20 protein-coding genes are annotated in these 23,901 nt (G+C 75.2%); 12 read left to right on the top strand and 8 right to left on the bottom strand.

The annotated features are described in order from the left end of the window. Positions 1 to 94 precede the first annotated feature (94 nt). Together ACIA8Q_RS25485 and ACIA8Q_RS25480 are read left to right on the top strand one after the other, a co-directional pair. On the top strand, positions 95 to 841 hold the full coding sequence (locus ACIA8Q_RS25485; protein ID WP_396317726.1) for an ABC transporter ATP-binding protein: 747 nt from the start codon (positions 95 to 97) through the stop codon (positions 839 to 841). 169 nt (positions 842 to 1,010) lie between these two features. Beyond that, a complete protein-coding gene (locus tag ACIA8Q_RS25480) occupies positions 1,011 to 3,332 on the top strand; it encodes an ABC transporter permease (protein ID WP_396317725.1) in 2,322 nt (773 codons plus the stop codon). A gap of 134 nt (positions 3,333 to 3,466) precedes the next feature. On the opposite strand, the gene ACIA8Q_RS25475 is transcribed toward ACIA8Q_RS25480, so the two are convergent. Continuing rightward, the gene (locus ACIA8Q_RS25475) at positions 3,467 to 4,936 is read right to left on the bottom strand and encodes a glutamate synthase subunit beta (protein ID WP_360213695.1); all 1,470 of its coding nucleotides are present in this window, start codon (positions 4,934 to 4,936) and stop codon (positions 3,467 to 3,469) included. Positions 4,937 to 5,385: 449 nt separating this feature from the next. Between ACIA8Q_RS25475 and ACIA8Q_RS25470 the strand changes: the two genes are divergently transcribed. Next, positions 5,386 to 6,066 (top strand): response regulator transcription factor, encoded by a 681-nt coding sequence (locus ACIA8Q_RS25470; RefSeq protein WP_360213693.1) that lies wholly within the window; start codon positions 5,386 to 5,388, stop codon positions 6,064 to 6,066. Beyond that, a complete protein-coding gene (locus ACIA8Q_RS25465; RefSeq protein ID WP_360213691.1) occupies positions 6,063 to 7,469 on the top strand; it encodes a HAMP domain-containing sensor histidine kinase in 1,407 nt (468 codons plus the stop codon). Before ACIA8Q_RS25470 ends, ACIA8Q_RS25465 begins: the two co-directional genes overlap by 4 nt. 18 nt (positions 7,470 to 7,487) lie before the next feature. Here ACIA8Q_RS25465 and efeB read toward each other — a convergent pair whose 3' ends face one another. From efeB to ACIA8Q_RS25450, 3 genes are all read right to left on the bottom strand, one after another. Beyond that, a complete protein-coding gene (gene efeB / locus ACIA8Q_RS25460; protein WP_360213689.1) occupies positions 7,488 to 8,861 on the bottom strand; it encodes an iron uptake transporter deferrochelatase/peroxidase subunit in 1,374 nt (457 codons plus the stop codon). After that, a complete protein-coding gene (gene efeU / locus ACIA8Q_RS25455; protein ID WP_360213687.1) occupies positions 8,861 to 10,957 on the bottom strand; it encodes an iron uptake transporter permease EfeU in 2,097 nt (698 codons plus the stop codon). Before efeU ends, efeB begins: the two co-directional genes overlap by 1 nt. A 224-nt stretch (positions 10,958 to 11,181) precedes the next feature. Next, positions 11,182 to 11,505 (bottom strand): hypothetical protein, encoded by a 324-nt coding sequence (locus ACIA8Q_RS25450; protein ID WP_360213685.1) that lies wholly within the window; start codon positions 11,503 to 11,505, stop codon positions 11,182 to 11,184. Between the two features lie 397 nt (positions 11,506 to 11,902). On the opposite strand from ACIA8Q_RS25450, the gene ACIA8Q_RS25445 reads away from it, so the two are divergent. Next, positions 11,903 to 13,525, top strand: coding sequence for a ubiquinol-cytochrome c reductase cytochrome b subunit (locus ACIA8Q_RS25445; protein ID WP_360213683.1), 1,623 nt, complete (start codon positions 11,903 to 11,905; stop codon positions 13,523 to 13,525). Between the two features lie 73 nt (positions 13,526 to 13,598). Here the strand turns inward: ACIA8Q_RS25445 and ACIA8Q_RS25440 are convergent, their stop codons facing one another. Next, complete coding sequence (locus tag ACIA8Q_RS25440; protein WP_360213681.1) at positions 13,599 to 13,928, bottom strand: hypothetical protein; 330 nt, start codon at positions 13,926 to 13,928, stop codon at positions 13,599 to 13,601. 466 nt (positions 13,929 to 14,394) lie between these two features. Here ACIA8Q_RS25440 and ACIA8Q_RS25435 point away from each other — a divergent pair, with 466 nt between their 5' ends. Continuing rightward, on the top strand, positions 14,395 to 15,051 hold the full coding sequence (locus tag ACIA8Q_RS25435) for an NAD(P)-binding domain-containing protein (protein WP_360213679.1): 657 nt from the start codon (positions 14,395 to 14,397) through the stop codon (positions 15,049 to 15,051). An 84-nt stretch (positions 15,052 to 15,135) separates the two neighbouring features. On the opposite strand, the gene ACIA8Q_RS25430 is transcribed toward ACIA8Q_RS25435, so the two are convergent. Further along, positions 15,136 to 16,164, bottom strand: coding sequence for a substrate-binding domain-containing protein (locus ACIA8Q_RS25430; RefSeq protein ID WP_360213677.1), 1,029 nt, complete (start codon positions 16,162 to 16,164; stop codon positions 15,136 to 15,138). 211 nt (positions 16,165 to 16,375) lie between these two features. Between ACIA8Q_RS25430 and ACIA8Q_RS25425 the strand changes: the two genes are divergently transcribed. Further along, complete coding sequence (locus ACIA8Q_RS25425; RefSeq protein WP_360213675.1) at positions 16,376 to 16,813, top strand: YchJ family metal-binding protein; 438 nt, start codon at positions 16,376 to 16,378, stop codon at positions 16,811 to 16,813. 24 nt (positions 16,814 to 16,837) lie between these two features. Here the strand turns inward: ACIA8Q_RS25425 and ACIA8Q_RS25420 are convergent, their stop codons facing one another. Next, entirely contained in the window at positions 16,838 to 17,791 is a 954-nt protein-coding gene (locus ACIA8Q_RS25420; protein ID WP_360213673.1) for a polysaccharide deacetylase family protein, read from the bottom strand. Between the two features lie 205 nt (positions 17,792 to 17,996). Between ACIA8Q_RS25420 and ACIA8Q_RS25415 the strand changes: the two genes are divergently transcribed. Continuing rightward, a complete protein-coding gene (locus tag ACIA8Q_RS25415; protein ID WP_360213671.1) occupies positions 17,997 to 18,518 on the top strand; it encodes a GNAT family N-acetyltransferase in 522 nt (173 codons plus the stop codon). Positions 18,519 to 18,575: 57 nt separating this feature from the next. Here ACIA8Q_RS25415 and ACIA8Q_RS25410 read toward each other — a convergent pair whose 3' ends face one another. Continuing rightward, on the bottom strand, positions 18,576 to 19,469 hold the full coding sequence (locus ACIA8Q_RS25410) for a carbohydrate kinase (RefSeq protein WP_360213669.1): 894 nt from the start codon (positions 19,467 to 19,469) through the stop codon (positions 18,576 to 18,578). A 399-nt stretch (positions 19,470 to 19,868) separates the two neighbouring features. On the opposite strand from ACIA8Q_RS25410, the gene ACIA8Q_RS25405 reads away from it, so the two are divergent. From ACIA8Q_RS25405 to ACIA8Q_RS25390, 4 genes are all read left to right on the top strand, one after another. After that, positions 19,869 to 21,386: a M1 family metallopeptidase gene (locus tag ACIA8Q_RS25405; protein ID WP_396317724.1), complete on the top strand. Its 1,518-nt coding sequence runs from the start codon at positions 19,869 to 19,871 to the stop codon at positions 21,384 to 21,386. A 411-nt stretch (positions 21,387 to 21,797) separates the two neighbouring features. Further along, positions 21,798 to 22,322 (top strand): SigE family RNA polymerase sigma factor, encoded by a 525-nt coding sequence (locus ACIA8Q_RS25400; protein WP_360213667.1) that lies wholly within the window; start codon positions 21,798 to 21,800, stop codon positions 22,320 to 22,322. Then, positions 22,309 to 23,190 carry a hypothetical protein gene (locus ACIA8Q_RS25395; protein ID WP_360213665.1) on the top strand — a complete coding sequence of 294 codons (882 nt, stop codon included), beginning with the start codon at positions 22,309 to 22,311 and terminating at the stop codon, positions 23,188 to 23,190. Before ACIA8Q_RS25400 ends, ACIA8Q_RS25395 begins: the two co-directional genes overlap by 14 nt. A 122-nt stretch (positions 23,191 to 23,312) precedes the next feature. Beyond that, the gene (locus ACIA8Q_RS25390; RefSeq protein WP_360213663.1) at positions 23,313 to 23,744 is read left to right on the top strand and encodes a nuclear transport factor 2 family protein; all 432 of its coding nucleotides are present in this window, start codon (positions 23,313 to 23,315) and stop codon (positions 23,742 to 23,744) included. Positions 23,745 to 23,901 lie beyond the last annotated feature (157 nt).

Genomic DNA, 23,901 nt, shown 5'->3' with positions numbered 1-23,901 from the left:
TGTACGCCGGGTACGCCCCCGGGCCGACGGCCCGGAAGAGGTGACATCCGCCGGCCGACGCGGTGGATCGCGGTCCGTTCCTAGGTTCGGGGCCATGACGAACGCACCGATGATCGATCTTCGCGACACGACGAAGACGTACGACGACGGCCCGCCCGCACTGGCCGGCGTCACCCTGTCCGTGGCGGCCGGTGAGTGCGTGGCGGTCCTCGGCCATTCCGGCAGCGGCAAGTCCACGCTGCTGAACCTGATCGCGGGTCTGGACAAGCCTTCCAGTGGCACCGTGACCGTCGACGGCACCCGCGTCGACCAGCTCGGCGAGGCCGATTCGGCGAGGTACCGCCGGGCCTCCGTCGGCATGGTCTTCCAGTTCTTCAACCTGCTGGACGACCTGACCGTGCTGGACAACGTCATGGTTCCGGCGCAGCTGGCCGGGATGGGCAGGCGCGAGGCGCGGCGGCGGGCCGTCGAGCTGCTCGGCTCGCTGGACATCGACCGGCACGCCCAGGCCTATCCGCAGCGGCTGTCCGGCGGGCAACGGCAGCGGGTGGCGGTGGCCAGGGCCCTGATGAACGAGCCGGCGCTGCTGCTGGCCGACGAGCCGACCGGCGCTCTGGACTCGAGCTCGGCCGAGGACGTGCGCCGGCTGCTGCTGGAGCTGAACGCCGACGGCCAGACCATCCTGCTGGTCACCCACGACGTGCAGCTGGCCGCGAGCACCGCGCGCCGCACGATCGAGTTGGTGGACGGCGCGGTCGAGCGGGACGTCGTCGACGACGGCAGCGGTACCGGCCAGGCCGCCCGCACGCCGCTGACCCGTCCGGCGGGAGCGGTCGGATGACGCTGCGCAAGCCGCCGATGCCTCGGCGCGTCTCCGGGGTCGGTTTCCGGGCCGTGGCCCGCCCGCTGCCGGCGGTGAGCCGGTGAGCGCTCTGGGCAAGGTCGTACGTTCCGGCGTGGGCCGCCGTCGGGTCCAGTCCCTCGTCATCGCTCTGACGACGTTCGCCGCGGTGACGTCCTCCGTGCTCTCCCTCGGTCTGCTGGCTGTCGTGCAGGCCCCGTTCCAGCACGCCTTCAGCGCTCGGAACGGGGCGCACCTGGCGGTCCAGTTCGACGCTTCGAAGGTCACGGCCGCACAGGCCGCCGCCACGGCTCACGCCGCCGGCGTCACCGAGGCGGCCGGGCCGTACCCGGTCGCCGCCGCCCTGGACACGACCGTCGGCACGGACTGCCCCGAGAACGACCTCGCCGGTACGGAGAACCATCCGATCACCGTCACCACCCGGCCCGACCTGGGCAGCACCTCCGGGATGGACCAGCTGGCGCTGACCCGGGGGCGCTGGCCGACCGGCCCGGGCGAGATCGCCCTGCCGTGGCAGCACTACGCCGTCGCCTGCTTAGGCAGTTCGGTGGTGTTCTCCTCCCTGCCGGGCAAGCCGTCGTTCAAGGTCGTCGGCTTCGGCGGCTCGGTGACCGACAGCGCGACCGCCTTCGCCACCGCCGACGGTTTCGCGCGGCTCACCGCCGCCGGTGCCAGGTCCGACGAGCAGATGCTCTACCGGTTCGCCGAGGCCGGGACCGCCGCCGACATCGCCGTCGACAAGCAGGCGGTGGCCGCCGCCGCGCCGACCGGCGCGGTCGAGGCCGGACAGTCGTACCTGACCGCGGAGCAGCAGGCGACCGGCAACGCCAAGGCGTACGTGCCGTTCCTGGTCGCCTTCGGGATCCTCGGCCTGCTCATGTCGGTGCTGATCATCTCGATCGTGGTCGGCGGGGCCGCGGCCTCGGGAACCCGGCGCATCGGGATCCTGAAGTCCTTGGGCTTCACCCCGTCGCAGGTGGCCCGCGCCTACACCGCGCAGGCCGTGATCCCGGCGACACTCGGCCTGGTGCTCGGCACGGTCTCCGGCAACCTCCTGGCCGTACCGATCCTGGACGGCGCCACGAAGCAGCTCGGCGCGGCCAGTGCCACGATCCCGTGGTGGGTCAGTGCCGTGGTGCCGCTGGGCACCCTGCTGATCGTCGGCGTCACGGCCTCGATCCCGGCACTGCGGGCCGGCCGGATGCCGACGGTACGGGCCCTGGTGGTCGGCCGTGCCCCCGAGACCGGCGGCGGTCGGGCGGCGCAGCGTCTGGCCTCGCGGCTGCCGCTGCCCCGGGCCGTGTCGTTGGGGCTGGCCCAGCCGTTCGCCAAGCCGGTCCGGGCCGTACTGGTCGGTGCGGCGGTGCTGTTCGGCGTGGTGAGTGCCACGTTCGCGGCGGGTCTGGAGACCGGGTTCAACAAGTACCTGGACGCCAGCACCGCAGGCTTCAACGTCGGGTCGGAGTTCGTGATCCCCACGGCCGCCGTGGGCATGCCGTGGGGCCTCTACGGCCCCGACGACCCGCGCCACCCGTACCTGGATGCCGACGAGGTGGCCGCCGCGCTCGCCGGGACCCCGGGCACGAAGGCCGCGTTCGGCTGGGGCGAAAGCGGCGCGACCATGGTCGGCGCCCCGCCCGGCGGCGAACCGCCGAGGGTGTTCACGGTCACCGGCGACTTCTCCTGGACGCACATGGAGCTGCTGTCCGGCCGCTGGTACACGGCGCCCGGCGAGGCCGTGGTCGGCGACAAGCTGGCCTCGGCGGCGGGGATCCACGTCGGTGACGACGTCGCCGTGGTGCAGCACAACGAGCACCTGTCGCTGAAGGTCGTCGGCATCAACTTCGACACCAACCAGGGCGACTACACGGTCATGACGGATGCGGCCACCTTCACCGCCGCCGGTCTGACCCCGCGCATCGACCAGTTCAACGTCGAGCTGGCCGACGACGTCGACGGACCGGACTGGTCCGCCTCGGCCGCCGCCGCGCTGACCCCGCTGAACGCCTCGGTCCAGCCGAACTCGGACGGGGGCAAGAACATCGTGGTGATCACCATGGGCGCCCTGGTGGTCGCGCTCACGCTGATGATGATCGCGGTCGCCGCGCTCGGGGTGCTGAGCGTGGTGGTGCAGGACACCCGGGAGCGGAGCCATGACCTGGGGATCCTCAAGGCCCTCGGGATGACGCCCGGGCAGACCGTCGCGATGGTCCTGACCTCGGTGACGCTCACCGGCCTGGTCGCCGGGCTGATCGGGGTCCCGCTCGGGGTCGCGGTGGAGAGGGCGACGCTGACCCCGATGGGGAGCGCGATCGGCCGGCACCTGCCGCCGAGCGTGTCCCACGTCTACACCGCCGGGCTGCTCGTCCCCCTGCTGGCCGGCGGGATCGTGATCGCCCTGCTCGGGGCACTGCTGCCGGCCGGCCGGGCGGCCCGGTCGCGGACCGCCACCGCGCTGCGGACCGAGTAGGGCCGAACAGGGCCGAACAGGGCCGAGTAGGACCGAGTAGGGCCGGACAGCGCCGCTGGTCGCCGCGGCAGAAGCGGTGCTGCGCCGGTCCCGCCCGCGCCACCGACCTCCCGCGCACCCTGACGGACCGTCGGTCACAGGACGAGGGAGCGGGCCGAGGCTCGGATCGGGGCGGGCAGTTCGGTGGCACCGCGCAGGTAGCGGTCGACGGCGGCGGCGGTGGACCGCCCCTCGGCGATCGCCCAGACCAGCAGGGACTGGCCGCGGCCGGCGTCGCCGGCGACGAAGACGCCCGGGGCGGGCGCCGCGAAGTCGTCGTCCCGGGCCAGGGTGCCGTCCGGGGCGGTGGTCAGGCCGAGTTGGGCGGCGAGCGGCTGGTCCGGGTCCGGTCCGGTGAAGCCGAGGGCGAGGAGGACCAGTTGGGCCGGAAGGGTCCGCCCGGTGCCGGCCCGGGGCGTTCGGTCGGGCGGCTCGGCCTCGGCGACGTGGACGGCCGCCAGCCGGCCGTCGGGACCGGGCCGGAAGCCGAGCGTGGTCGTCGCGAAGATCCGGCCGCCCTCCTCCGCCGTGCCGGACTCCTCGTGCGAGGTGGTCTCCCGGTACAGCTTGGGGTGGGTCGGCCAGGGCTGGCCGGGGGCGCGGTGCACGGGCGGGCGAACGTTGATGTCGAGTTGGGTGACGGAGGCCGCGCCCTGGCGCAGGGCCGTGCCCAGGCAGTCCGCGGCGGTGTCGCCGCCCCCGACGATCACCACCTGCCGGCCCTCGGCGGAGAGCGGCGGGGCCGGGAGGTCCCCCTCGTCCACCCGGTTCGCCCAGGTCAGGTAGTCGATGGCCTGGTGCACCCCGGGCAGCGCGCGGCCGGGGGCGGGCAGCTCGCGGCAGGCCGTCGCGCCGACCGCGACCACCAGCGCGTCGCAGTCGGCCCGCAGCCGGTCCGCCGGGACGTCCCGGCCGACCAGCACCCCGGTGCGGAAGACGGTGCCCTCGGCCCGCATCTGTTCCAGGCGGCGGTCCAGCCGGTGCTTCTCCAGCCGGAACGGCGGGATGCCGTAGCGCAGCAGCCCGCCCGGGCGGTCGGCCCGCTCGTACACCGTGGTGGCGTGGCCGGCCCGGGTGAGCTGCTGGGCGGCGGCCAGCCCGGCGGGGCCCGAGCCGACCACCGCGACCCGGTGGCCGCTAGCGCGCTCGGCCGGCTGCGGGCAGTCCCAGCCCTCCTCCCAGGCCCGGTCGGCGATCGCCAGCTCGATGTTCTTGATCGTCACCGCGGCGGCGTCGATCGCCAGCACGCAGGCGCTCTCGCAGGGCGCCGGGCAGAGCCGGCCGGTGAACTCGGGGAAGTTGTTGGTGGCCAGCAGCCGGGCCGCGGCGGCCCGCCAGTCCGCCTCCGCCACCAGCCGGTTCCACTCCGGGACGAGGTTGCCGAGCGGGCAGGCGCTGTGGCAGAACGGCAGCCCGCAGTCCATGCACCGGGCCGCCTGCCCGCCCACCACCGGCAGCAGCGCCCCGGGCCGGTAGACCTCCCGGCGGTCCCCCAGCCGCTCCCGCGCGTCCCGCCGCTCCCGCTCCGCGCGCGGGGTGGTCAGGAAGGCCATCCGGTCCGCCATCACGGCCTCCGGCGGTGCGTGCCGACTCGAACCCGGCGGCACGGGCGGCCCGGGCGGTCGCGGAGGGCACCGGCCGGACGCCGGGACGCGCACCGCGGCCGCGTCCGACGGACGCGCCACCGTGTGGCCACCGTACGCCCCCGAACGAGCGCGCGGAAGCTCCCGACGGCGGCCGGCCCGCGCTCCGCGGTCTGGACGCCGCACCGGCGCCGCTGGCATCGTGCGTCGGTGAGGTCCGGCCGTCTGCTGCGCGCCCCGGCCGGCGGCCGGACGACCGCCCGGCCGCCGCCGTCCGCCGTGCCCGCGGCCACGCCCACCCGTGCCCCCGGCCCCGCCGACCGCCCGCCCGTGCCGGGCCCGTCCGGGCGCCCGCGGCACCCCGGGGCGGCCGGCCCCGCGGGCCCGACCCGCCCGAAACCGTCGTGAGCACGCCAGGGAGAATCGGCCCCATGACCCACACCGTGCTGATCGCCGAGGACGATCGGGCCATCCGCGACTCCCTCACCCGCGCCCTCCAACTCGAGGGCTACCGGGTGAGCACCGCCGCGGACGGCGCGCAGACCCTCGCCGCACTCGCCGCACAGCGCCCGGACGTGCTGGTGCTGGACGTGATGATGCCCGGACCGGACGGCCTGGAGGTCTGCCGACGACTGCGCGCGGACGGCGACCGCACCCCGGTGCTGATGCTCACCGCCCGGGTGGACGTCCCGCACCGGATCGCCGGCCTCGACGCCGGGGCCGACGACTACCTGGTCAAGCCCTTCGACGTGGGCGAGCTGTTCGCCCGACTGCGCGCCCTGCTGCGCCGCAACCCGCCGGGGCCGGAGGAGGACGTCCTCGCCGTGGCCGACCTGCGGGTCGAGCCGCACGCCCGGCGCGCCTGGCGGGACGGCCACGAGCTGGAGCTCTCCCGCACCGAGTTCGACCTGCTGGAACTGCTGGTCCGGCACGCCGGCGCGGTGCTCGACCAGGCCACGGTGTACGAGCAGATCTGGGGCTACGACTTCGGCCCCGGCTCGAAGAACCTCGCGGTGTTCATCGGCTACCTACGCCGCAAGCTCGACCGGCCCGGGCTGGCACCGCTGATCCACACCGTCCGCGGCGTCGGCTACACGCTGCGCGCCTCGTGACCGGCCGGTTCCGGCCGCGGCTGCGGTGGCCGGGCCCGGGGCTGCGGTGGCCCGGCCCGGGGCTGCGCACCACCATCTCGCTGGCGTTCGCCGCGATGGCCGCGCTGGTCGCGGTGCTGATCGGCATGCTCGGCTACCACGCCGCCGCGCGGCTGATCCGGAACGACGAGGGGGCGGACTTCACCGCGGCGCTGCAGGCGGTGCACCAGCAGGTCGGCCGGCAGAAGCTGTTCCCCGGCGACTTCAACGGCTCGGACGGGCTCAGCCCGGATCTCCTGCGCCCGATCCGGGTGACCCCGCAGGCGCTCGGCCCCGACGGCGGAGTGCTGCCCGGCACCGCCCGGATCGACCTCCCGCCCGTCCCGGACGACCGCGAGCTCGCCCGCGCCGACGACCCCGGCCGGACCGCCACGGGACTGCGGCGTGCGGACGGCGACACCTACCGGGTGGCCGTCGTCTCCCTCGGCGGCGGCCGCGGTGCGGTCCAGATCGCCCAGCAACTCGGCCCGACCGAGCATCTGTTGGGGGTCCTGCGGGCCCGCACGGTGCTGTCGGTGGCAGTGGTCGCGGTGCTCGCCGGAGCGGCCGGAGGGCTGCTGGCCCGGCGGGTGACCCGCCGGCTGGTCCGGCTCACCGAGGTGGCCGAACTGGTCGCCGCCAGCGGCCGGTTGGACGTCCCGGTGCCGGCCGCCGGGACGGACGAGATCGGCCGCCTCGGCCGGGCCTTCGACCGGATGCTGGACCGGCTGGCCGCGGCCCGGGAGAACCAGCGCCGGCTCGTCCAGGACGCCGGGCACGAGCTGCGCACGCCGCTGACCAGCCTGCGCACCAACCTCGCGGTGCTGCCCAGCCTGGACCGCCTGCCGGCCGCCGAGCGGTCCGCGCTGATGAACGACCTGGCCGAGGAGGCCAGGGAGTTGACGCTGCTGGTGGAGGAGCTGGTGGCGCTCGCCGCGGAGCAGAAGGCGGACGAGCAGCCGACCGTCCTGGTGCTGGCCGAGGTCGTCCGCGAGGCCGTCGCGCAGGCCCGGCGGCGCAGCGGACGGCTGATCACCGTGGACGCCGACGACACCTCGGTGACCGCCCGGGCCGACGCGCTGGCCCGCGCGGTGGGGAACCTGCTGGACAACGCCGCCAAGTTCGACCCGGGCGGCACCGCCCCGATCGAGGTGGTGGTGCGCGGTCCCCGGGTCGAGGTGCTGGACCGCGGGCCGGGCATCGCCGAGGCCGACCTCGGCCGGGTCTTCGACCGCTTCTACCGCGCCACCGCCACCCGCAGCCTGCCCGGGTCGGGGCTGGGCCTGGCCATCGTGCACGAGGTGGCCCTCTCGCACGGCGGCACCGCCTTCGCCGCCAACCGGGACGGCGGCGGCGCGGCGATCGGCTTCACCCTCGGTTCCTGACGGACCGGCCGCCCGGCGTCACCCCGCGGCGAGCAGCCCGCGCCCGAGCCAGTCGGCCTCGTCCCGCACGCCCGGCAGGACGAAGAAGTAGCCGCCGCCGGTCGGCGAGATGTAGTCCACCAGCGGCTCGTCGACGAGCCGGGTCTGGGTGGCCTCGAACTGCCGCACCACGTCCTGCTGGTAGCAGCAGAACACCAGGCCCATGTCCAGGTTGCCGGCCTTGTCGACGCCCCGGTCGTAGTTGTAGCCGCGGCGCAGGATGCGGGTGGCGTCGGTGTCGGCGGTGCGCGGGTTGGCGAGCCGGATGTGCGCGGTGAGCGGGATCGCCTTGCCCTCCGGGTCCTTGCCGTAGTCCGGTGCGTCGGTCTCCTGGTGGCCGTCCAGCGGGGCGCCGGTGTCGCGGCGGCGGCCGAACATCTTCTCCTGCTCGGCGAGCGTGACGCGGTCCCAGAACTCGATCAGCATCCGGATGATCCGGATCACCTGGTAGCTGCCGCCGGTCGCCCACGCGGGCTCGCCCGCCCCGTCGGTGACCCAGACCAGCCGGTCCATCTCCCGGGCGGAGCGGGTGTCCGGGTTGACGATGCCGTCCTTGAAGCCCAGCAGGTTGCGCTGCGCGCCGTCCGGGCGGGACTGGTTCTGGAAGCCGTCGATCCGCCAGAGGATCTGCAGGGCGCCGCGGGTGTGCCGGGTGATGTCGCGCAGCGCGTGCAGCACGGTGTCCTGGCGGTCGGCGCAGATCTGCAGGGAGAGGTCGCCGTGGAGTTCGGCGGCCTGCAGGTTGTCGTTGGGGAAGGTCTTCATCGGGGCGAGCCGGGCCGGTTTGGCCTTGGCCAGGCCGTACCGGTCGTCGAAGAGGGAGGCGCCGACGCCGACCGTGACGGTCAGGTCGTCGGCGGGCACGGTGGGGCCGAGGATGCCGCTGTCGGAGGGCGGCGCGCCGACGCCGAGGTCGGGCGGGGTGCCGCCGGTGGTGAGGAAGCGGATCCGCGCGGTCAGCGTCCTGAGGAGGTCCTCCAGTGCCTTGCGGTCCTGGGCGATCACCTGGCACGACAGGAAGGCCGCGTAGCCGGGGGCCGGGGTGGTGACGCCGGCCTGGTGGTCGCCGTGGAAGGGGACGGCGCCGGCCCCGGCCCGGTGGGTGTCCCCGGCGGCGGCCTGCCCGCGGGCCTGGGTGAGGGCGCCGCCGGCGAGCACCGCGGCGCCGGCCCCGGCGCCGAGGGCGGCCCGCACGAAGCTGCGCCGGGCCGGGCCGGCCGGGCAGCCGCCGGGCTCGGCCGCGGCCAGTGGCCCGACGGCCGGCCGGGCGGGGGTCACGGCGGGCGTCGCGGCGGGGGCCTGGGCGGCGGTCGGGAACGGGCAGGTGCCTCCGGCGGCGGGGCGGTCGGTCATCAGGCGGCCTTCCGGATCTCGAGCAGGGCGGGGACGGGGGCGAGGTCCTCGAGCAGCTGGCCGGTGGCGCCGTCGAGCTGTCGGCGGGTGTCGGCGGGGAGCCGGTCGAGCGGGGTCCAGCCCTCGGGCCGGTGGGCGGCGGCGAGGAGGTCGCCGACCCGCTTCATCCCGGCGCCGACGCGGGTGAGCAGCTGCGGGTCGCGCTCGTCGAGCAGCGGCTGCAGGACGGTCAGGAGTTCCTGGGTGCCGGTCAGGTTGGCCTGGGCGGTGGCGAGGTTGGTGCCGCTGCCCTGGTCGGTGTCGCCGGTGAGCTCGAACTGGAGGGTGTTCTCCAGGATCTCGTGGGCGCGCAGCGGGAGGTCGGCCGGGTCGAAGTCCTGGCCGGGGAAGTCCTGCCCGAGCTTGGCGACGTCGGCGGCCAGCTGGTCGGCGACGGGCGTCAGGTCGGCGGCGGACTCGCCGTGCCAGAGGCCGTGCTCCAGGCGAAGGAAGCCGGTGAAGTCCTTGTCCCCGGCCTTGTCGGGGAGGCCGTCGGGGCGTCCGTCGATCTTGCCGTCGAGCTCGGCGAAGGTCCCGTAGGCGGCACCCAGCGAGGCGTACCGGAGGTGGGCGGTCAGCCAGTCGGCCCTGGCCGCGGCGAGGTCGCCGCCGTGCACGTCGGCCTGGAGCTGCCCGGTCTCGGTCTGCAGGGCGGCGAGGCCCGCGGTCACGTACTGCCTGTAGGCGTCGAGCGGGCCCTTGAGGTCGTCCTCGCCGACCGGCTTGACGGCCCTGACCTCGGTGCCGCCGGTCACGTGGACGGCGCCGGAGGTGACGGCCCGGCCGCCGGTGGGGACGCAGCGCCAGGCGTAGTCGCCGGAGCCGATGGTGGCGGTCAGCGCGCGGGTGGTGCCCGGGGCCAGGCCCTCGATCTCGCCGTAGACGGCGCCGCTGGCCGGATCGACCAGGTAGACCTCGGCGACCTTGTCACCGGTGTTGTGCATCTGGAACACCTGCTGGCCGGGCAACGGGGTGCCGAAGCCGCGGCCGCAGTCCCGCTCGGACACGGCGACGGTGGCGGAGCCGCCCTGCTTGCCGTCGCTGACCGCGATGACGGTGCCGGCGGCCACGACGGGCACCGCGACCAGCGCGGCGGGCAGCACCCACCGCGGCCGGCCGGACCGCGCCGGGGAGGCGGCCGCGGCCGGCTGCTGCGCGCCCGCCGTCCCGCCCCCGCCCGGGCCCTTCCCCGGCGCCGCGCCTGCCGCGCCTGCCGGGGCCGTTGTGCCGGCGTGGGCCGCCGCGCCGCCCCGGACGCCCTCGACGAACAGCGTCATGACGATGCACAGGTAGGCGACGTACCCGACGACCTGCAGGACCGTCATGGTGACGGTCAGGTTCAGGGTGCCCTGGACCAGCGTGGCGTACCAGGAGGAGGCGTCCAGGTGGGCGCTCAGGTCGAAGGCGTAGGTGGCGCCGCCGCCGAGCAGTCCGGACTCCTGCAGGTCGCGCAGTCCGTAGCCGAGCACACCGGCCGCGACGACGATCAGACCGGCGCCGGTGATCGTGAAGAACCGGGTGAGGTTCATCCTCAGGGCCCGCCGGTACAGCCCCCAGCAGAGGGCGGTGGAGAGCAGCAGGCCGACGGCCGCGCCGATCAGCGGGCCGGTGGACTCCCCGGCGGTGCGCACGTTGGTCCACAGGAAGAGCGAGGTCTCCAGGCCCTCCCGGGCGACGGCGAGGAAGCTGGTGAGCACCAGCGCCCCGGCGCCCAGCGCCAGCGAGGCCTGGACCTTCTCCTTCAGCTCCGCGGAGAGGGTGCGGGCCGAGCGGCGCATCCAGAACACCATGGCGGTGACGAACGCGACGGCGATCAGGCTCAGCACCCCGCCGAACGCCTCCTGGGCGTGGCCGGAGAGGTTGGCGGCGGTGAAGGTGAGCACTGCGCCGAAGCTGAGGCTGAGCGCGACGGCCGCCGCGACGCCCGTCCACACCTGCGGCAGCCGGGACTTCTGGTCGAAGCGGACGAGCGTGGCGACCAGGATCGACACGATCAGCCCGGCCTCGAGGCCTTCGCGCAGTCCGATCAGGAAGCTGGGAAACGCCTCGTCCCACATGCGGCGGGCTCCTCCCCCGGGCGGCCCGGGTGGTAGCTGTCCTGAGCGGCCCGCCGCGGGTGGCGGCGGCGCGGCACAGCCGAACGCCCCGGACACGGGGCCCAGGGCGTTTCCGCTTAGCTTAGGCAAACCTTAGATCCGCCACGGTCAACCGCGCCTCCCGATCGGGTAAGGGTTCGGTATGAGGGGGCCGAACGGCCCAACGCCGCCCCGCCCGTCCGCGTTCACCCCCACCACTGCTCGGGAACCCCCTCCGCCTCCGCCGGCACCGTCACCGGCACGGCGGCCGGGGTGACCAGCAGCTCGCCGTCGCCGGTCTCGGCCACCAGGTAGCCGCACTCGCGCAGCACGACCGCGGCCGCGCCGCCGACCGCCTCGCGCGCCTCCCGGGAGGGCGGCCCGTCCGCCCCCTCCCCCGGTGACCAGCCGACCACCACGCCCTGGGGGCAGTGGCCGATCCGCAGCCCGGACGGGCCTGACGCGGTGTCGAACCCGGCGCGGGCGAGGGCCGCGGCGACGTCCTCGAAGAGTTCACGGTGATCCACCATTGGCGCAGCGTAGGCCCGCCCCCGCAGGAGGCCCGGACGCGGCGCGCGCCGAAACGGTTCAGCGGCACCCGACCGCAGCATCGCCCCCGTCCGAGCGGCCGATCGGACGTCAGAACCCCCCGTCCGGCCCGACACGAGCCGCCGGACGGGCCGATGGACGTGCACAGTCGGCCCCCTGCCGACAGCATGACAGAGTAAGCGCTTCATCACCCTGAGCAACGGGCCCAGCGGGTCGACCCGCTTCGCGCGCCGGTCCGACCGGCGGGCCCGTATCGAGAGGTCCCATGATCACAACACTTCGCCGGCCGGCGTTCCCGCCGGCGGGCCTCCAGCACGGTACGCCGAGGACGCCGGGGAGCCCGTCGTGAGAACCGACCAGCAGTCGCAGCCGGGACCGGTGACCAGCACACGCGCCAAGCCGGCGAACAAGGCCGAGGCGCTCGCCGACTGGGCTGACGGCCGACTCGGCGTCTACTCCCTGGCCAAGGCCAACCTCCGCAAGATCTTCCCGGACCACTGGTCCTTCATGCTGGGCGAGATCTGCCTGTACACCTTCGTCATCATCATCCTGACCGGCGTCTGGCTGACGCTGTTCTTCAAGCCGAGCATGGCCGAGGTGATCTACGAGGGCTCGTACGTCCCGCTCAGGGGCATCGAGATGTCGGAGGCCTACGCCTCGACCCTCGACATCAGCTTCGACCTGCGCGGCGGCCTGCTGATCCGCCAGATCCACCACTGGTCGGCCATCGTGTTCGTGGCCGCCATGCTCACGCACATGATGCGCGTCTTCTTCACCGGCGCGTTCCGCAAGCCGCGCGAGCTCAACTGGATCTTCGGCGCCGTCCTGCTGTTCCTCGGCATGTTCGACGGCTTCATGGGCTACTCCCTGCCGGACGACCTGCTGTCCGGGACGGGCATCCGGTTCATGGAGGGCGCGATCCTCGCGGTCCCCATCATCGGCACGTACATCCAGTTCTTCGTCTTCGCCGGGCAGTTCCCGGGCATCCTGATCGTGCCCCGGCTGTTCACCGTGCACATCCTGCTGATCCCCGGCATCATGCTGGGCCTCCTGGTGGCCCACCTGATCCTGGTCTTCTACCACAAGCACACCCAGTTCGCGGGCCCGGGACGGACCAACGACAACGTCGTCGGCATGCCCCTGATGCCGGTCTACATGGCGAAGGCCGGCGGGTTCTTCTTCCTGGTCTTCGGCGTCGTCTCGGTGATGGCGGCGATCGCGACGGTCAACCCGATCTGGGCGTACGGGCCGTACCGGCCCGACCAGGTCTCCACCGACGCCCAGCCGGACTGGTACATGGGCTTCTCCGAGGGCCTGATCCGGGTGATGCCAGGCTGGGAGATCAGCGTCTGGGGCGGTCACACGCTGAACCTCGGGGTGTTCGTCCCGCTGATCGTCTTCCCGCTGGTGCTGGTGGCCGTCTGGGGCTACCCGTTCATCGAGGCCTGGGTCACCGGGGACCGCGGCGAGCACCACATGGCCGACCGGCCGCGCAACGCACCGGTGCGCACCGCCTACGGCGCGGCCTGGATCAGCCTGTACCTGGTCCTGCTCGCCGGCGGCGGCAACGACCTGCTCGCCACCCACTTCCACCTGTCGATCAACGCGATCACCTACGCGGTGCGGGTCTGCTTCTTCGCCCTCCCGATCGTCGTCTTCGTGATCACCAAGCGCTGGTGCCTGGGCCTGCAGCGGCGCGACAAGGAGAAGGTGCTGCACGGCCGCGAGACCGGCGTCATCAACCGGCTCCAGCACGGCGAGTTCGTCGAGGTGCACGCCCCGCTCCCGCAGGGCCGGCTGTACACCCTCACCTCGCACGACCAGCCGCAGCCCTCGACCCTGCCGCCCGCGGTGGACGAGAACGGTGTGGCCCGCAAGGCCGGGCTGTTCACCCGCGCCCGGGTGAAGCTGTCCCGCGGCTTCTTCGGCGAGGGCAGCCAGATCGCCAAGCCCACGGCCGAGGAGCACGAGGAGATCACCAGCGGCCACGGCCACCACTGAGCACCGCGGACACCACGGGGGCCCGCTGCGCCGTCACCGGCGCGGCGGGCCCCCGTCGTTCCACGGGCCGGGCTCAGCCCCGCAACGCCGCGGGGACGACCGCGAACAGCGCCGCCGCCATGGTGACGGATAGGCAGAGCGCGGCCCAGCGGGTGCAGATCCGGCGGCACTCGGCGCGGTAGCGGGCGGCCAGCCGGCGGCAGCGGTCCACCGCGCGGTCGACGACCTCCTCCGCGTAGCGCAGCCGGTCGGCGGTGTAGGCCTGCTCCAGTCCCTCGCGCTCCGCGGCGGGCAGCCACGGGAACTGTCCGGCGAAGGCCCGGGCGTCCCGTTCGGCCGCCGCCACCTCCGCCTCCCAGGCCAGGTAGCCCTCCAGCCGGGCGATCTCCACCCGGGCGTTCACCCGGCCGCCGCCCGGGGCCCCGCTCCGCCGAGGGGTCCGCGCTCCCGGCGGACGCCGTCTGCCACCCATGACCGCTCCTCATGTCCTGTCGGGCCGTCCGGTGCGTACGGCCGGCCGGGCCGCCACAGCGCACCCCGGCCGGCCGTCGGCCGGATCGTCACGCGGAGATCGCTCCGCGACCAGGCCACTACTACCAGTGACGAAACGGGGGTGCGGGGCGACTCGCCGAACCTCCGGCCGACCCACGGCGGCCACGGCGCCGGCCCCGCACCGCCCCGCACCGGGTCCGGGTCCGGGTCCGGGTCCGGGTCCGGGGCGCACCACCCCCGGCGGGCGCCCGACGACCGCGGCGTGGTCCACGGACCGCACGGTGATCGCCGACTGAGGCCGGGTCAACTAGGGTCGTCGCCGGGCCGCCCCGCCGTGGGGCGGCCGCTGAGGTCGCACGAGACGGGTGGAGAAGCAAGTGCGCATCGGAATCATCGGCACGGGTGTGGTCGGCCGGACGCTGGGGAGCAAGCTGGTCTCGCTCGGCCACCAGGTGACGCTGGGCTCGCGGAGCAAGGACAACGAGAACGCGGTGGCCTGGGCCGAGCAGGCGGGCGCCGACGGCCACGCCGGCACCTTCGCCGAGGCGGCGGCCTTCGGCGAGGTCGTCCTGAACGCCACCGGCGGGACGGTCGCGGTCGAGGCGCTGCGCGCCGCCGGGGCCGAACACCTGGCCGGGAAGCTGCTGGTCGACGTCTCCAACCCGCTGGTCTTCGGCCCCGACGGCGGGTTGACCCTCGACCCGGTCAACACCGACAGCGTCGGCGAGCGGATCCAGCGCGAGTTCCCCGAGGCCCGGGTGGTCAAGACGCTCAACACCGTGAACTGCGCCGTGATGGTCGACCCGGGGCGCCTCGCCGGCGAGCACAACGTCTTCGTCGCCGGCGACGACGCCGACGCCAAGGCCGAGACGGTGGCGCTGCTGGGCGAGTTCGGCTGGCCGGCCGGGTGGGTCATCGACCTCGGCGACATCACCGGCGCCCGCGCGACCGAGATGATGATGCCGCTCTGGATCCGGATGTACGGGATCCTCGGCACCGGCGACTTCAACTACGCTTTCCAGCGCGCGAAGTGACCTCCCCGGGCTCGCCCCCGCGACCCTGCGCGGGGGCGAGCCCGGCGTTCGCCGAGCGGCCCGGACGCCGAACGCGCGCCTCGGCTAGCTCCGCGCGGACGGGCTCGCGGACGCCCGGCCCCGGCCGCTGCCCGGCGTCCGGGTCGACCCGCCCGGCGCCGCCGGGTCCGGCGGCAGGAACTCCCCGGCGTTGTGCCGCCCCGCCGGGACGAACACCGGCCCGTCCAGCCCCGGCAGCCGGAAGGTGCCGATCCGGGCCTGCGTCCGCGGCTGCAGCAGGTAGTCCTGGAAGGCCTTCGCCCCGGCCTCGTTGACCCCCGCGACCTTCGCCGGGTCCACCACCGCCGTCACCATCACCCGCTGCAGCAGCGGGTCGTCCAGCACCAGCGGCACCAGGTCGACCGGGTGCTCGCGCAGGTACTCCCGGAACGGGGTGAGCCCCCAGAGCGTGTACCCGCCGGAGGCGGCGGCCTCGTCCACGGCCGCGCCGGTCGCCAGCCCGCGGTCGCTGAAGACCGACCCGCCCAGGCCGGCCTCGGCCGCCACCGTCCGCATCAGGTAGCGCACGCCGTCGATGTCGTTGACCACCAGGGGCCGGCCGGCCGCGGCGATCCGGCGGAACGCCTCGGCGAGGTCGGCCAGCCCGCGCACCCCGGCCGGGTCCGCCGCCGGCCCGGCCAGGCACATCAGGTTGGCGAGGACCGTCCGCGGCCACTGCACCAGCCCGTCGGTGACCAGCCCGGTGACGTCGCGGTGCCCGAAGTGCGAGAGCACCACGTCGGCCTGCCCGGCCCGGGCCGCGGCGCCGACCTCCTCGGTGACGGTGAGCCGGACCTTCAGGCCGCTCTGCGCCTCGAACTCGGGCAGCAGCACGTCGTACAGCCCGCCGTCGCGCACGGTGGTGACGCTGGTCAGCCGGACGGTGCCGCGATCGGCCTCGGACGCAGCGGACCGCGTCGAGGCGGTCGGCACGGCCGTGGCCGACCGGTCCGCGCCCTGCTCGGGACGCCGGTCGCGGGAACAGCCCGCCAGCGCCGCGATCGGGAGGGCGAGGACCGCCCCCAGCCGCAGGAAAGCCCGTCTGCCGTCCGTGCCCGTGCCGCCGGTGCCCATGCGCCGCCCCGCTCCCGCGGCGCACCGGTGGGACCGCCCGGCGTGCGCCGCCGACCGGCCGGGAGCACGCCGAATCCTCGCGGACGGGCCGGACGCCGCGGAAGTGGTCGATCACCCGACGCGGCCGGCCGCGGCCTGGTCGGTCCACCGGTTGCGGCCCGCGGACGGCCCCGATTCCGGACGCCCGCCGGGAGGGGAGAGAATGGACCGCATGTCCCGACGTCGCCCCGCGCCCCGCGCCGCCTCCGCCGCGCCCCGGCTGCTGCCCTCCTCCCCCTGCCCGTGCGGCCTGACCGCCGCATACGGCGACTGCTGCGGCCGGCTGCACCGCGGCCTGGCGGCGGCCGGCACCGCCGAGGCGCTGATGCGCTCGAGGTTCAGCGCCTTCGTCGCCCAGGACGAGGCGTACCTGCTGCGCACCTGGCACCCGGACACCCGCCCCGCCGAGGTGGAGTTCGATCCGGGGCTGCGCTGGACCGGGCTGGAGGTGGTCTCCACCACCGACGGCGGCGCCTTCCACGCCGAGGGCACCGTCGCGTTCCGCGCGCACTGGACGGAGGGGCGCGAGCAGGGCGTGCTCACCGAGCACAGCCGGTTCGTCCGGCACGAGGGCGCCTGGGTGTACCTGGACGCCCTCTCGCTCGGCTAGGTCCGGACCGGGCCCGGACCTCCGCTACAGGTAGTCGTCGAGGCGGCCGAGGGAGAAGCCCTCGGCGGTGACGTCGTTGACGACCTTGCGCAGCAGGTCCGTCATGGAGGCCTTCCAGATGTCGGGGCCCCGGAAGTGCGTGAGGATGATGTCGCCCGGGTGGAGCCTGCGGTCCGAGTAGCGCCATTCCATGTGGTCGGGGAAGGCCTCCTCGTTCCACATCGGCACCGCCTCGACCCCGCAGGACGCCGCCGCGCGCAGGGTGTCGTCGTTGTACTCGCCGTACGGGGGGCGGAACAGCCGGGGCCGGACGCCGATCTGCTGCTCCAGCTGGTCCTGCTGGCGGCAGATCTCACCGCGCTGGGTCTCGTAGTCGAGGACCTTCAGGTTGCGGTGGTTGATGGTGTGGTTGTTGATCTCCACTCCCTGGGCGTGCAGGTCGCGGAAGTAGCCGTAGTTCTCGCGCGCGAGGTAGTCGGAGACGTAGGTGCTGAGCGGGATGCCGAGCTCCGCGGCCATCCGGGAGAACTCCGGGTCCTTCTCGGCACCGTCGTCGACGGTCAGGAAGACCACCTTGTCGTCGGTCGGCACCCGGTACACCACCGGCGGCCGCCCGTCCTTGAGCTTCACGCCCTGCACGGGGGTGAGGACGGCCCTGGTCGCCGGGCGCGGGGGCGTCTTCAGCGGCGGGCGCTCCAGGCCCCAGCGGTGCGCGGTCTCCAGGGCCGCCTGCTGGGCCGCCGCCTGGCGGGCCACCGCCTCGCCGTGGGCCTCCTCCTCGGCGCGGGCCAGGCCCGGCAGCACCGCGGGTGCGACCGCGCGGGCGGCCTTCGCGCCGTTGGCGCCGGCGGGCGCGGCGTCCGGTCGGGCGGGGCTCGTGGGCCCGGCGCAGCCGGCGGCGACGGCGGAGAGGCAGACGGTGGCCAGCAGGCCGGTCCGTACGACCCTGGTGCCGCTCCCCCGCTGATTCCCCCTCAAACCCTCATTAATGTGACGATCTGATGGTCTGTTCATAGACGCACTGCTCCCCAGCAGTGCACCCCCGCCAATCCCCCCGTCACCCGTGCGGGGCAACGACGCGCCGCACTCCTTGCCCGCCCTTTGCCGAACCGCGGGTCCCCAGGGGGCCGCACCGGGCGAAACCCCGTTGCCGCGGACGCGCGCGACCACCGATCATGCGCCCATGACGACGACCACGCCCCGCGCCACCGACCTCTGGACCGTCACCACGGCCGACGTGTCCGCACCCGAGGCCCTGGACCTGCTGCGCGACTACTACCACGACGTCGCCAACCGCTACTACCGCCTCCACTTCGACCGCGAGGGCACCCCCGAGGAGCTGGCCTCCGGCCTCGCCGGCTCCCCCAGCGACGACCTCGCCGCGCCGGACGGCGCCTTCCTGATCGGCCGTCACGAGGGCACCGCCCACGCCTGCGCCGGACTGCGCCGGCTCGACGCCGACACCGTCGAACTGACCCGCGTCTACGTCCGGCCCGCGCTGCGCGGCACCGGCGGCGGCGCCCGGCTGCTCGCCGCCGTCGAGGACGCCGCCCGCGCCCTCGGCGCCCGCCGCATCGTCCTCGACACCCGCACCGACCTGATCGAGGCCCGCTCGCTCTACCTCCGGCACGGGTACCACGAGATCCCGGCCTACAGCAGCGGCCCGTACGCCCAGGTCTGGTACGGCAAGGAGCTCGCCGGGTAGGCCCCGCCGGGCCCGGGTGCGGCGGGCGGGTCCTGTGGATCTCGTCGGACGGGCTGCCTAGGACGCGGCGGCGGCGAGGGCGGCGGCGAGTTCGGCGGCCGTGGGCGGGTTGGCGCCGGGGCGGGCGACGGTGAGGGCCGCGGCGGTGACGGCCCGGGTGAGGCAGCCCGCGAGGTCCGCGCCGGCCGCGCGGGCGTGCAGCAGCGCCGCCATGAACGCGTCCCCGGCGCCGACGGTGTCGGCGACCACCACCGGTACGGCCCCCGCCCGGACCAGTCCGCCACCGGGGGCCAGCGCGAAGGCCCCGTCGGCTCCGAGGGTCACCGCGACCACCGACGGGCCGAGCGCGAGCCAGCGCTCCGCCACCGCCTCCGCGGCCTCGCCCGGATAGAGCCAGGCCAGGTCCTCGTCACTCGCCTTGACCACGTCGCTCAGCGCCACCCAGCGCTCCACCCGCCGCACGGCCCGCTCCCGCCCGCCCATCAGCGCGGGGCGCACGTTCGGGTCGTAGCTGATCTGCGCCCGGCCGTGCCACCGCTCGACCAGGTCGAGCACGGCGGCGGCGCCCGGGTCGGTGACCGCGGCGATCGACCCGAGGTGGATCGCCGCCGGGGGGTCGGCCGGCTCGGTGGGCGGCAGCGTCCAGCCGATGTCGAAGGTGTACCGGGCCCGCCCCCGACCGTCGAGCCGCACCACGGCCGACGGCGTCCGGGCCACCTCGGCGGCCCGCACCCGCACCCCGGCCGACTCCAGGTGAGCCCGGATCAGCCGACCGTTGGCGTCCGCCCCGAGTTCGGTGAGCAGGGTGGCCGGGTGCCCCAGCCTGGCCAGCCCGTAGGCGACGTTCGCCGGGCTACCACCGGGGTGGACCACGTCCGGGGCGCCGTCCGAACGGACGACGTCGGCGACGCACTCGCCGATCACCAGGACGTGCGGATCGGGGGTGGTCACGGCGGCTCCTGGCATCCGGTACGCGGGCGGCGTCTCGCTCGCCAGCCTACGGGCTGCACGCGGGCACGAGGAACGGCCGCCGGACCTGGCCAGGTTCTCCGACGGCCGTGGCCCCGTCCGTCAGGGGACGAAGCACTTCGAACGCTATCCGGCCCGCGACGGGGCCGCCAGCACGGTGGGCCGTCCGGGGGACGACCGCGTGTCGTCGGCCCTCCGGGAAAGCCGCCCGCACGGCGCCCCCGGTCCACTAGGGTCTGTGCCCGGTGCGTCGCACACGCACCGCGGCCCGGGGGCGGGGGGCCGCACGACCACCCCACCGCACGACGCCTCGACCGCGCCGGCGGATCCCCGCGCCCGGCCCCGCTGCCAGGTCTCCCGGCACCAGCACCCGGAAGTACGGTGATCACCCTGCCCAGGCCCCGCGCCGGTCTCCTCGTGGCGCTCGCGTTCAGTGCGTCGCTGCTCTCCGCCAGCGTCCCGACGGCCACCGCGGCGGACGGCCTGGGCGATCCGGTCTTCCCCTCCCTGGGCAACACCGGCTACGACGCGCTCGCCTACGACCTCTCGTTCGACTACCGGGCCGACACCCGCACCGTGGACGCCACCGCGGTGATCACCGCCCGACCGTCCCGCACCCTGCGGAGCCTGCGGCTGGACGCGCTCGGCCTGACGGTGCGCGCCGTCCGGGTCGACGGGCGCCCGGCCCGGTTCACCGTCCGCGACGCCAAGCTGACGGTCGCTCCGCCGCGGCCGCTGCACCCCGGCACGGCCGTGCAGGTCGCGGTGGAGTACTCCGCCGACCCGCACGCCCGGCGCCCGCACAGCGGCTGGGTCCCCACCGCGAACGGCTTCGCGGTGGCCGGCCAGCCGGACGGCGCGCACACCGTCTTCCCGTGCAACGACCACCCGAGCGACAAGGCCCGCTTCACCGTCGCCGTCACCGCACCCGACCCCCTGCTGGGCGTCGCCAACGGGGAGTTGACGGAGACCGAACGGCTCGGCGACGGCCGGACCACCCGCCGGTACGTCTCCCGCGAGCCGATGGCCACCGAACTCCTCCAGGTCTCGGTCGGCGACTACACGGTGCGCGAACGCCCCGGCCCGGGCGGCCTGCCGCTGCGCGACGTCGTCCCGACCGCCCGCGCCGCGGAGCTCGAACCGGCCCTCGCGCTCACCGCCAACCAGCTCGCCTGGGCCGAGCGGCACCTCGGGGCGTTCCCGTTCGAGAGCTACGGACTGCTGCCCGCCGACACCGACGACCCGGCCGCCTTCGGCTTCACCGGTCTGGAGACCCAGACGCTCACCCTCTACAAGCCGGACTTCCTGCGCCGGCCGGAGTCCGCGATCGGCTCGCACATGATGCACGAGCTGGTGCACTCCTGGTACGGCGACAGCGTCTCCCCGGCCACCTGGGCGGACCTCTGGCTCAACGAGGGGCACGCCGACTTCTACGCGCTGACGTACCGCTACGAGCGCGGCTGGCCCGACGCCTCGGGCCACACCACCCTGGTCGACCGGATGCGCGAGGTCTACGGCCTCGGCGACCAGTGGCGCCACGACTCCGGCCCGGTCGCCGCACCCGGCGCCGACGACCTCTTCGACAGCCAGCGCTACACCGGCGGCGCCCTGGTCCTGTTCGCGCTGCGCGAGCGGGTCGGCGCGGAGACCTTCGACCGGATCGAGCGCACCTTCCTGCGCGAGCACCGCCACGCCACCGCCTCCACCCGCGACTACCTGCGGACCGCCTCCGAGGTCTCCGGGCAGGACCTCACCGGCTTCCTCACCGACTGGCTGTACGGGCGGCGCACCCCGCCGATGCCCGGTCACCCCGACTGGACCGTCGCCCCGGTGGGCCAGGCGCCGTCCGCCGCCCACGGGCTCCCCGGCAGGGTGCCGCAGGGCTCGGGGACGCTCTGACGCCCTCCCCCGCACGCCCTCGCTCCCGGTCGCGCCGCGACGTGCCCCCGGGCGCCCGGTGCGCGCCCTTGGTCCCCCGGGCGGGGCGGGCCATCGTGGTGGCACGGCCCGCCCGCCGCCCGGCCGAGTCCCGGCCGGCTCGCGGGCCGTCCAGCTCCCCGGACCAGGACCGGTCGTCGTCCCCGTCATCGGACCGGGCGCCGCGCACGCACGGTTCCGGGCGCCGCGCGCCACCGTTCCGGGCCGTGTACCGCGGGCCGGTCCGGACCGCCGGAAAATTCTCCGCGCCGACGGGCAACCGAAAGCGCCGCCCATCGCGTTCAGCAGCCGTGAGATGCACACCACGACCGCGGCCCGCCGGGCCGCCACGACCGACGGGAACGGCGCGGACACCATGGCGGGGACGGCACGATGAGCGATGCGAATCCGGACTTCGAGGAGTTCGTCGCCGCCTGCGGCCCGAAGCTGCTCCGGGTGGCCTGGTTGCTGACCGGCGACCCGCACCAGGCCGAGGACCTGCTGCAGACCGCGTTCGCCCGGGTCTGGCCCAAGTGGGACCGGGTCGCCATCGACCGGCCCGAGGCCTACACCCGCAAGGTGCTGGTCAACTGCCACGTCTCGTGGTGGCGCCGGCGCTGGACCGGCGAGCTGCCGCACGGCGAGCTGCCGGAGCCCGTCCCGACGGGCGGGGACCCGTACGAGGAGGTCGTGGTCGAGCAGGTGGTCGCCCAGGCCGTCCGGGCGCTGCCGCCGCGTCAGCGGGCGGTCGTGGTGCTGCGCTACTTCGAGGACCTCAGCGTGGAGGAGACCGCCGAGGTGCTCCGCTGCAGCACCGGCACGGTCAAGAGTCAGACGCACCGGGCGCTGTCCGTGCTGCGCGGCCGGCTGCCCAGCCGGGAACTGCTGCTCACCGGGGGACCTCGTGACCGGTACTGACCCGCTCGACGCGTACGGCCGCGCGGGCGGCGAGGACGACTGGGGCGACCGCGACGGGGCCGCGGAGGAGGAACTGCGGATCCTGCTCCAGCGGGCCGTACCGGCGCTGGACGACCCGGCGGACCGGATGGAGCGGATCCGGGCCCGGGCCGCCCGGGTCCGGCGCAGGCGGCGGGCCGCCGCGCTCGCGGCCGGGCTGACCGGAGGGCTGCTCGTCGCGGCGCTGGTGGCCGCGCCGGCGATCGCTCCCGCACCGGACCGGGGGGCGGCGCTGCGGCCTGCCGGGCCGGTGTCGGCACCCGCCTCGGCCACGCCCTCCGACGGCCCGACCGTCCCGGACGAGCTCGTCGGGATCACCATCGGCCTGCGGGAGTGGAACGTCGTCGCCCGCGTCCCGCAGGGCTGGTTCTCCCAGGCCTCCGACGCCGACGACCCGGAGGGCGGCGTCCTGCTGACCGATCCGCCGGGCCAGTCGCCGCAGGCCACCGCGCAGTCCGGCCCCCCGACACCCTGCCCGACGACGGAGTCCGACGCGTGCCGGCTGCCGAAGCTGCTCCCGGTCGACGGGGCCGTGCTGTCCTTCCTGAAGGTGGACGACCCGGGCCTGGTCGGGAAGGTCGCCGCCGAGCCGGCCACCGCCCGCGAGCAGGCGCCGGAGAAGCCGTGCCTGGTGCGGGGCGGCAACCGGGAGTTCGTCGGCCACAAGCTCATCACCCGGCCGGGCGCGCGGGCAGCGCTCATCGAGCTGACGGTGTGCCTGCGGCAGCCGTCCGACGCCACCGTGGGGTTGGTCCAGCCGGTGCTGGACTCGATCCAGGCCGTCGGGGGGGCGACCCCGTCGCGGGGAACCCCCACCCCCCTCGGCTGACCCGGCCGCCCGCCGGGGCTTCACGGTCCCTGCCGGGACCGGCCGGCGCCCGCCGGGGACGGATTGTCAGTGGGCCCTGCTAGCGTCCTGAACACAATCGGAGAACGAACGGGGGTCTTCTCATGGGTGCGGAGCTGCGGGGGGTCGGAGCCGGTGTCTACGACCGGTGGACGGCGCTGTGGAACGGCGAGCTGCGGCTCGCCGCGGAGATCATGGCACCCGAGTTCACGCTGCGGTACGCGCAGGCGGGGACGGAGGTGTTCGACGAGGTGCGGACGCCGGAGCGGCTGGCCGAGGTGATCGCTCAGTGGCGTGCCATGCGCGGTCCGGGGCTGCGCTTCGAGGCCGAGGGCGTCGCGGTGGTCGACCTCGAACCGGCCGGCGGCACGGTCTCCGGCCTGGTGGCCCGGCCGTACCGGGCGAGTTTCGTCGACGCGGACGGCGCGGTGGTGGCCAGGAGCGGTACGGACACCCTGCGGATCACCGACGGGCTGATAACCGAGGTGTGGTCCGTCTCCTCCGGTGCCGCCGGGCGGACGTTCTACCCGGGCTGACCGGGCTGGCCGGGCCGCCGGTGTGACACAGCCGTGGGGGGGGCGCCGGGGGGGGGGCGCCCCCCCCGCGCCCCCCCCCCGCCCGCCGCGCGGGGGGGGCGGGGGGGCGGCCGGGGGGGGGGGGGCGGGGCTGTACCGCTGGAGAGCGGCGCTTCGG

Source organism: Kitasatospora sp. NPDC051705 (assembly GCF_044453265.1).
GTDB lineage: Bacteria > Actinomycetota > Actinomycetes > Streptomycetales > Streptomycetaceae > Kitasatospora.
Note: the sequence above shows the minus strand (reverse complement) of the source record. Positions and strands in the feature narration are given on the sequence as shown.

Bases quoted from the DNA above. Each gene is read 5' to 3' on its own strand.
- ACIA8Q_RS25475 (WP_360213695.1), bottom strand. From the start codon at position 4,936: ATGGCGGACCGGATGGCCTTCCTGACCACCCCGCGCGCGGAGCGGGAG.
- ACIA8Q_RS25430 (WP_360213677.1), bottom strand. From the start codon at position 16,164: ATGGGCACCGGCGGCACGGGCACGGACGGCAGACGGGCTTTCCTGCGG.
- ACIA8Q_RS25415 (WP_360213671.1), top strand. From the start codon at position 17,997: ATGACGACGACCACGCCCCGCGCCACCGACCTCTGGACCGTCACCACG.
- ACIA8Q_RS25390 (WP_360213663.1), top strand. From the start codon at position 23,313: ATGGGTGCGGAGCTGCGGGGGGTCGGAGCCGGTGTCTACGACCGGTGG.
- ACIA8Q_RS25400 (WP_360213667.1), top strand. From the start codon at position 21,798: ATGAGCGATGCGAATCCGGACTTCGAGGAGTTCGTCGCCGCCTGCGGC.
- ACIA8Q_RS25485 (WP_396317726.1), top strand. From the start codon at position 95: ATGACGAACGCACCGATGATCGATCTTCGCGACACGACGAAGACGTAC.
- efeB (WP_360213689.1), bottom strand. From the start codon at position 8,861: ATGACCGACCGCCCCGCCGCCGGAGGCACCTGCCCGTTCCCGACCGCC.
- ACIA8Q_RS25470 (WP_360213693.1), top strand. From the start codon at position 5,386: ATGACCCACACCGTGCTGATCGCCGAGGACGATCGGGCCATCCGCGAC.
- ACIA8Q_RS25425 (WP_360213675.1), top strand. From the start codon at position 16,376: ATGTCCCGACGTCGCCCCGCGCCCCGCGCCGCCTCCGCCGCGCCCCGG.
- ACIA8Q_RS25450 (WP_360213685.1), bottom strand. From the start codon at position 11,505: ATGGTGGATCACCGTGAACTCTTCGAGGACGTCGCCGCGGCCCTCGCC.
- efeU (WP_360213687.1), bottom strand. From the start codon at position 10,957: ATGTGGGACGAGGCGTTTCCCAGCTTCCTGATCGGACTGCGCGAAGGC.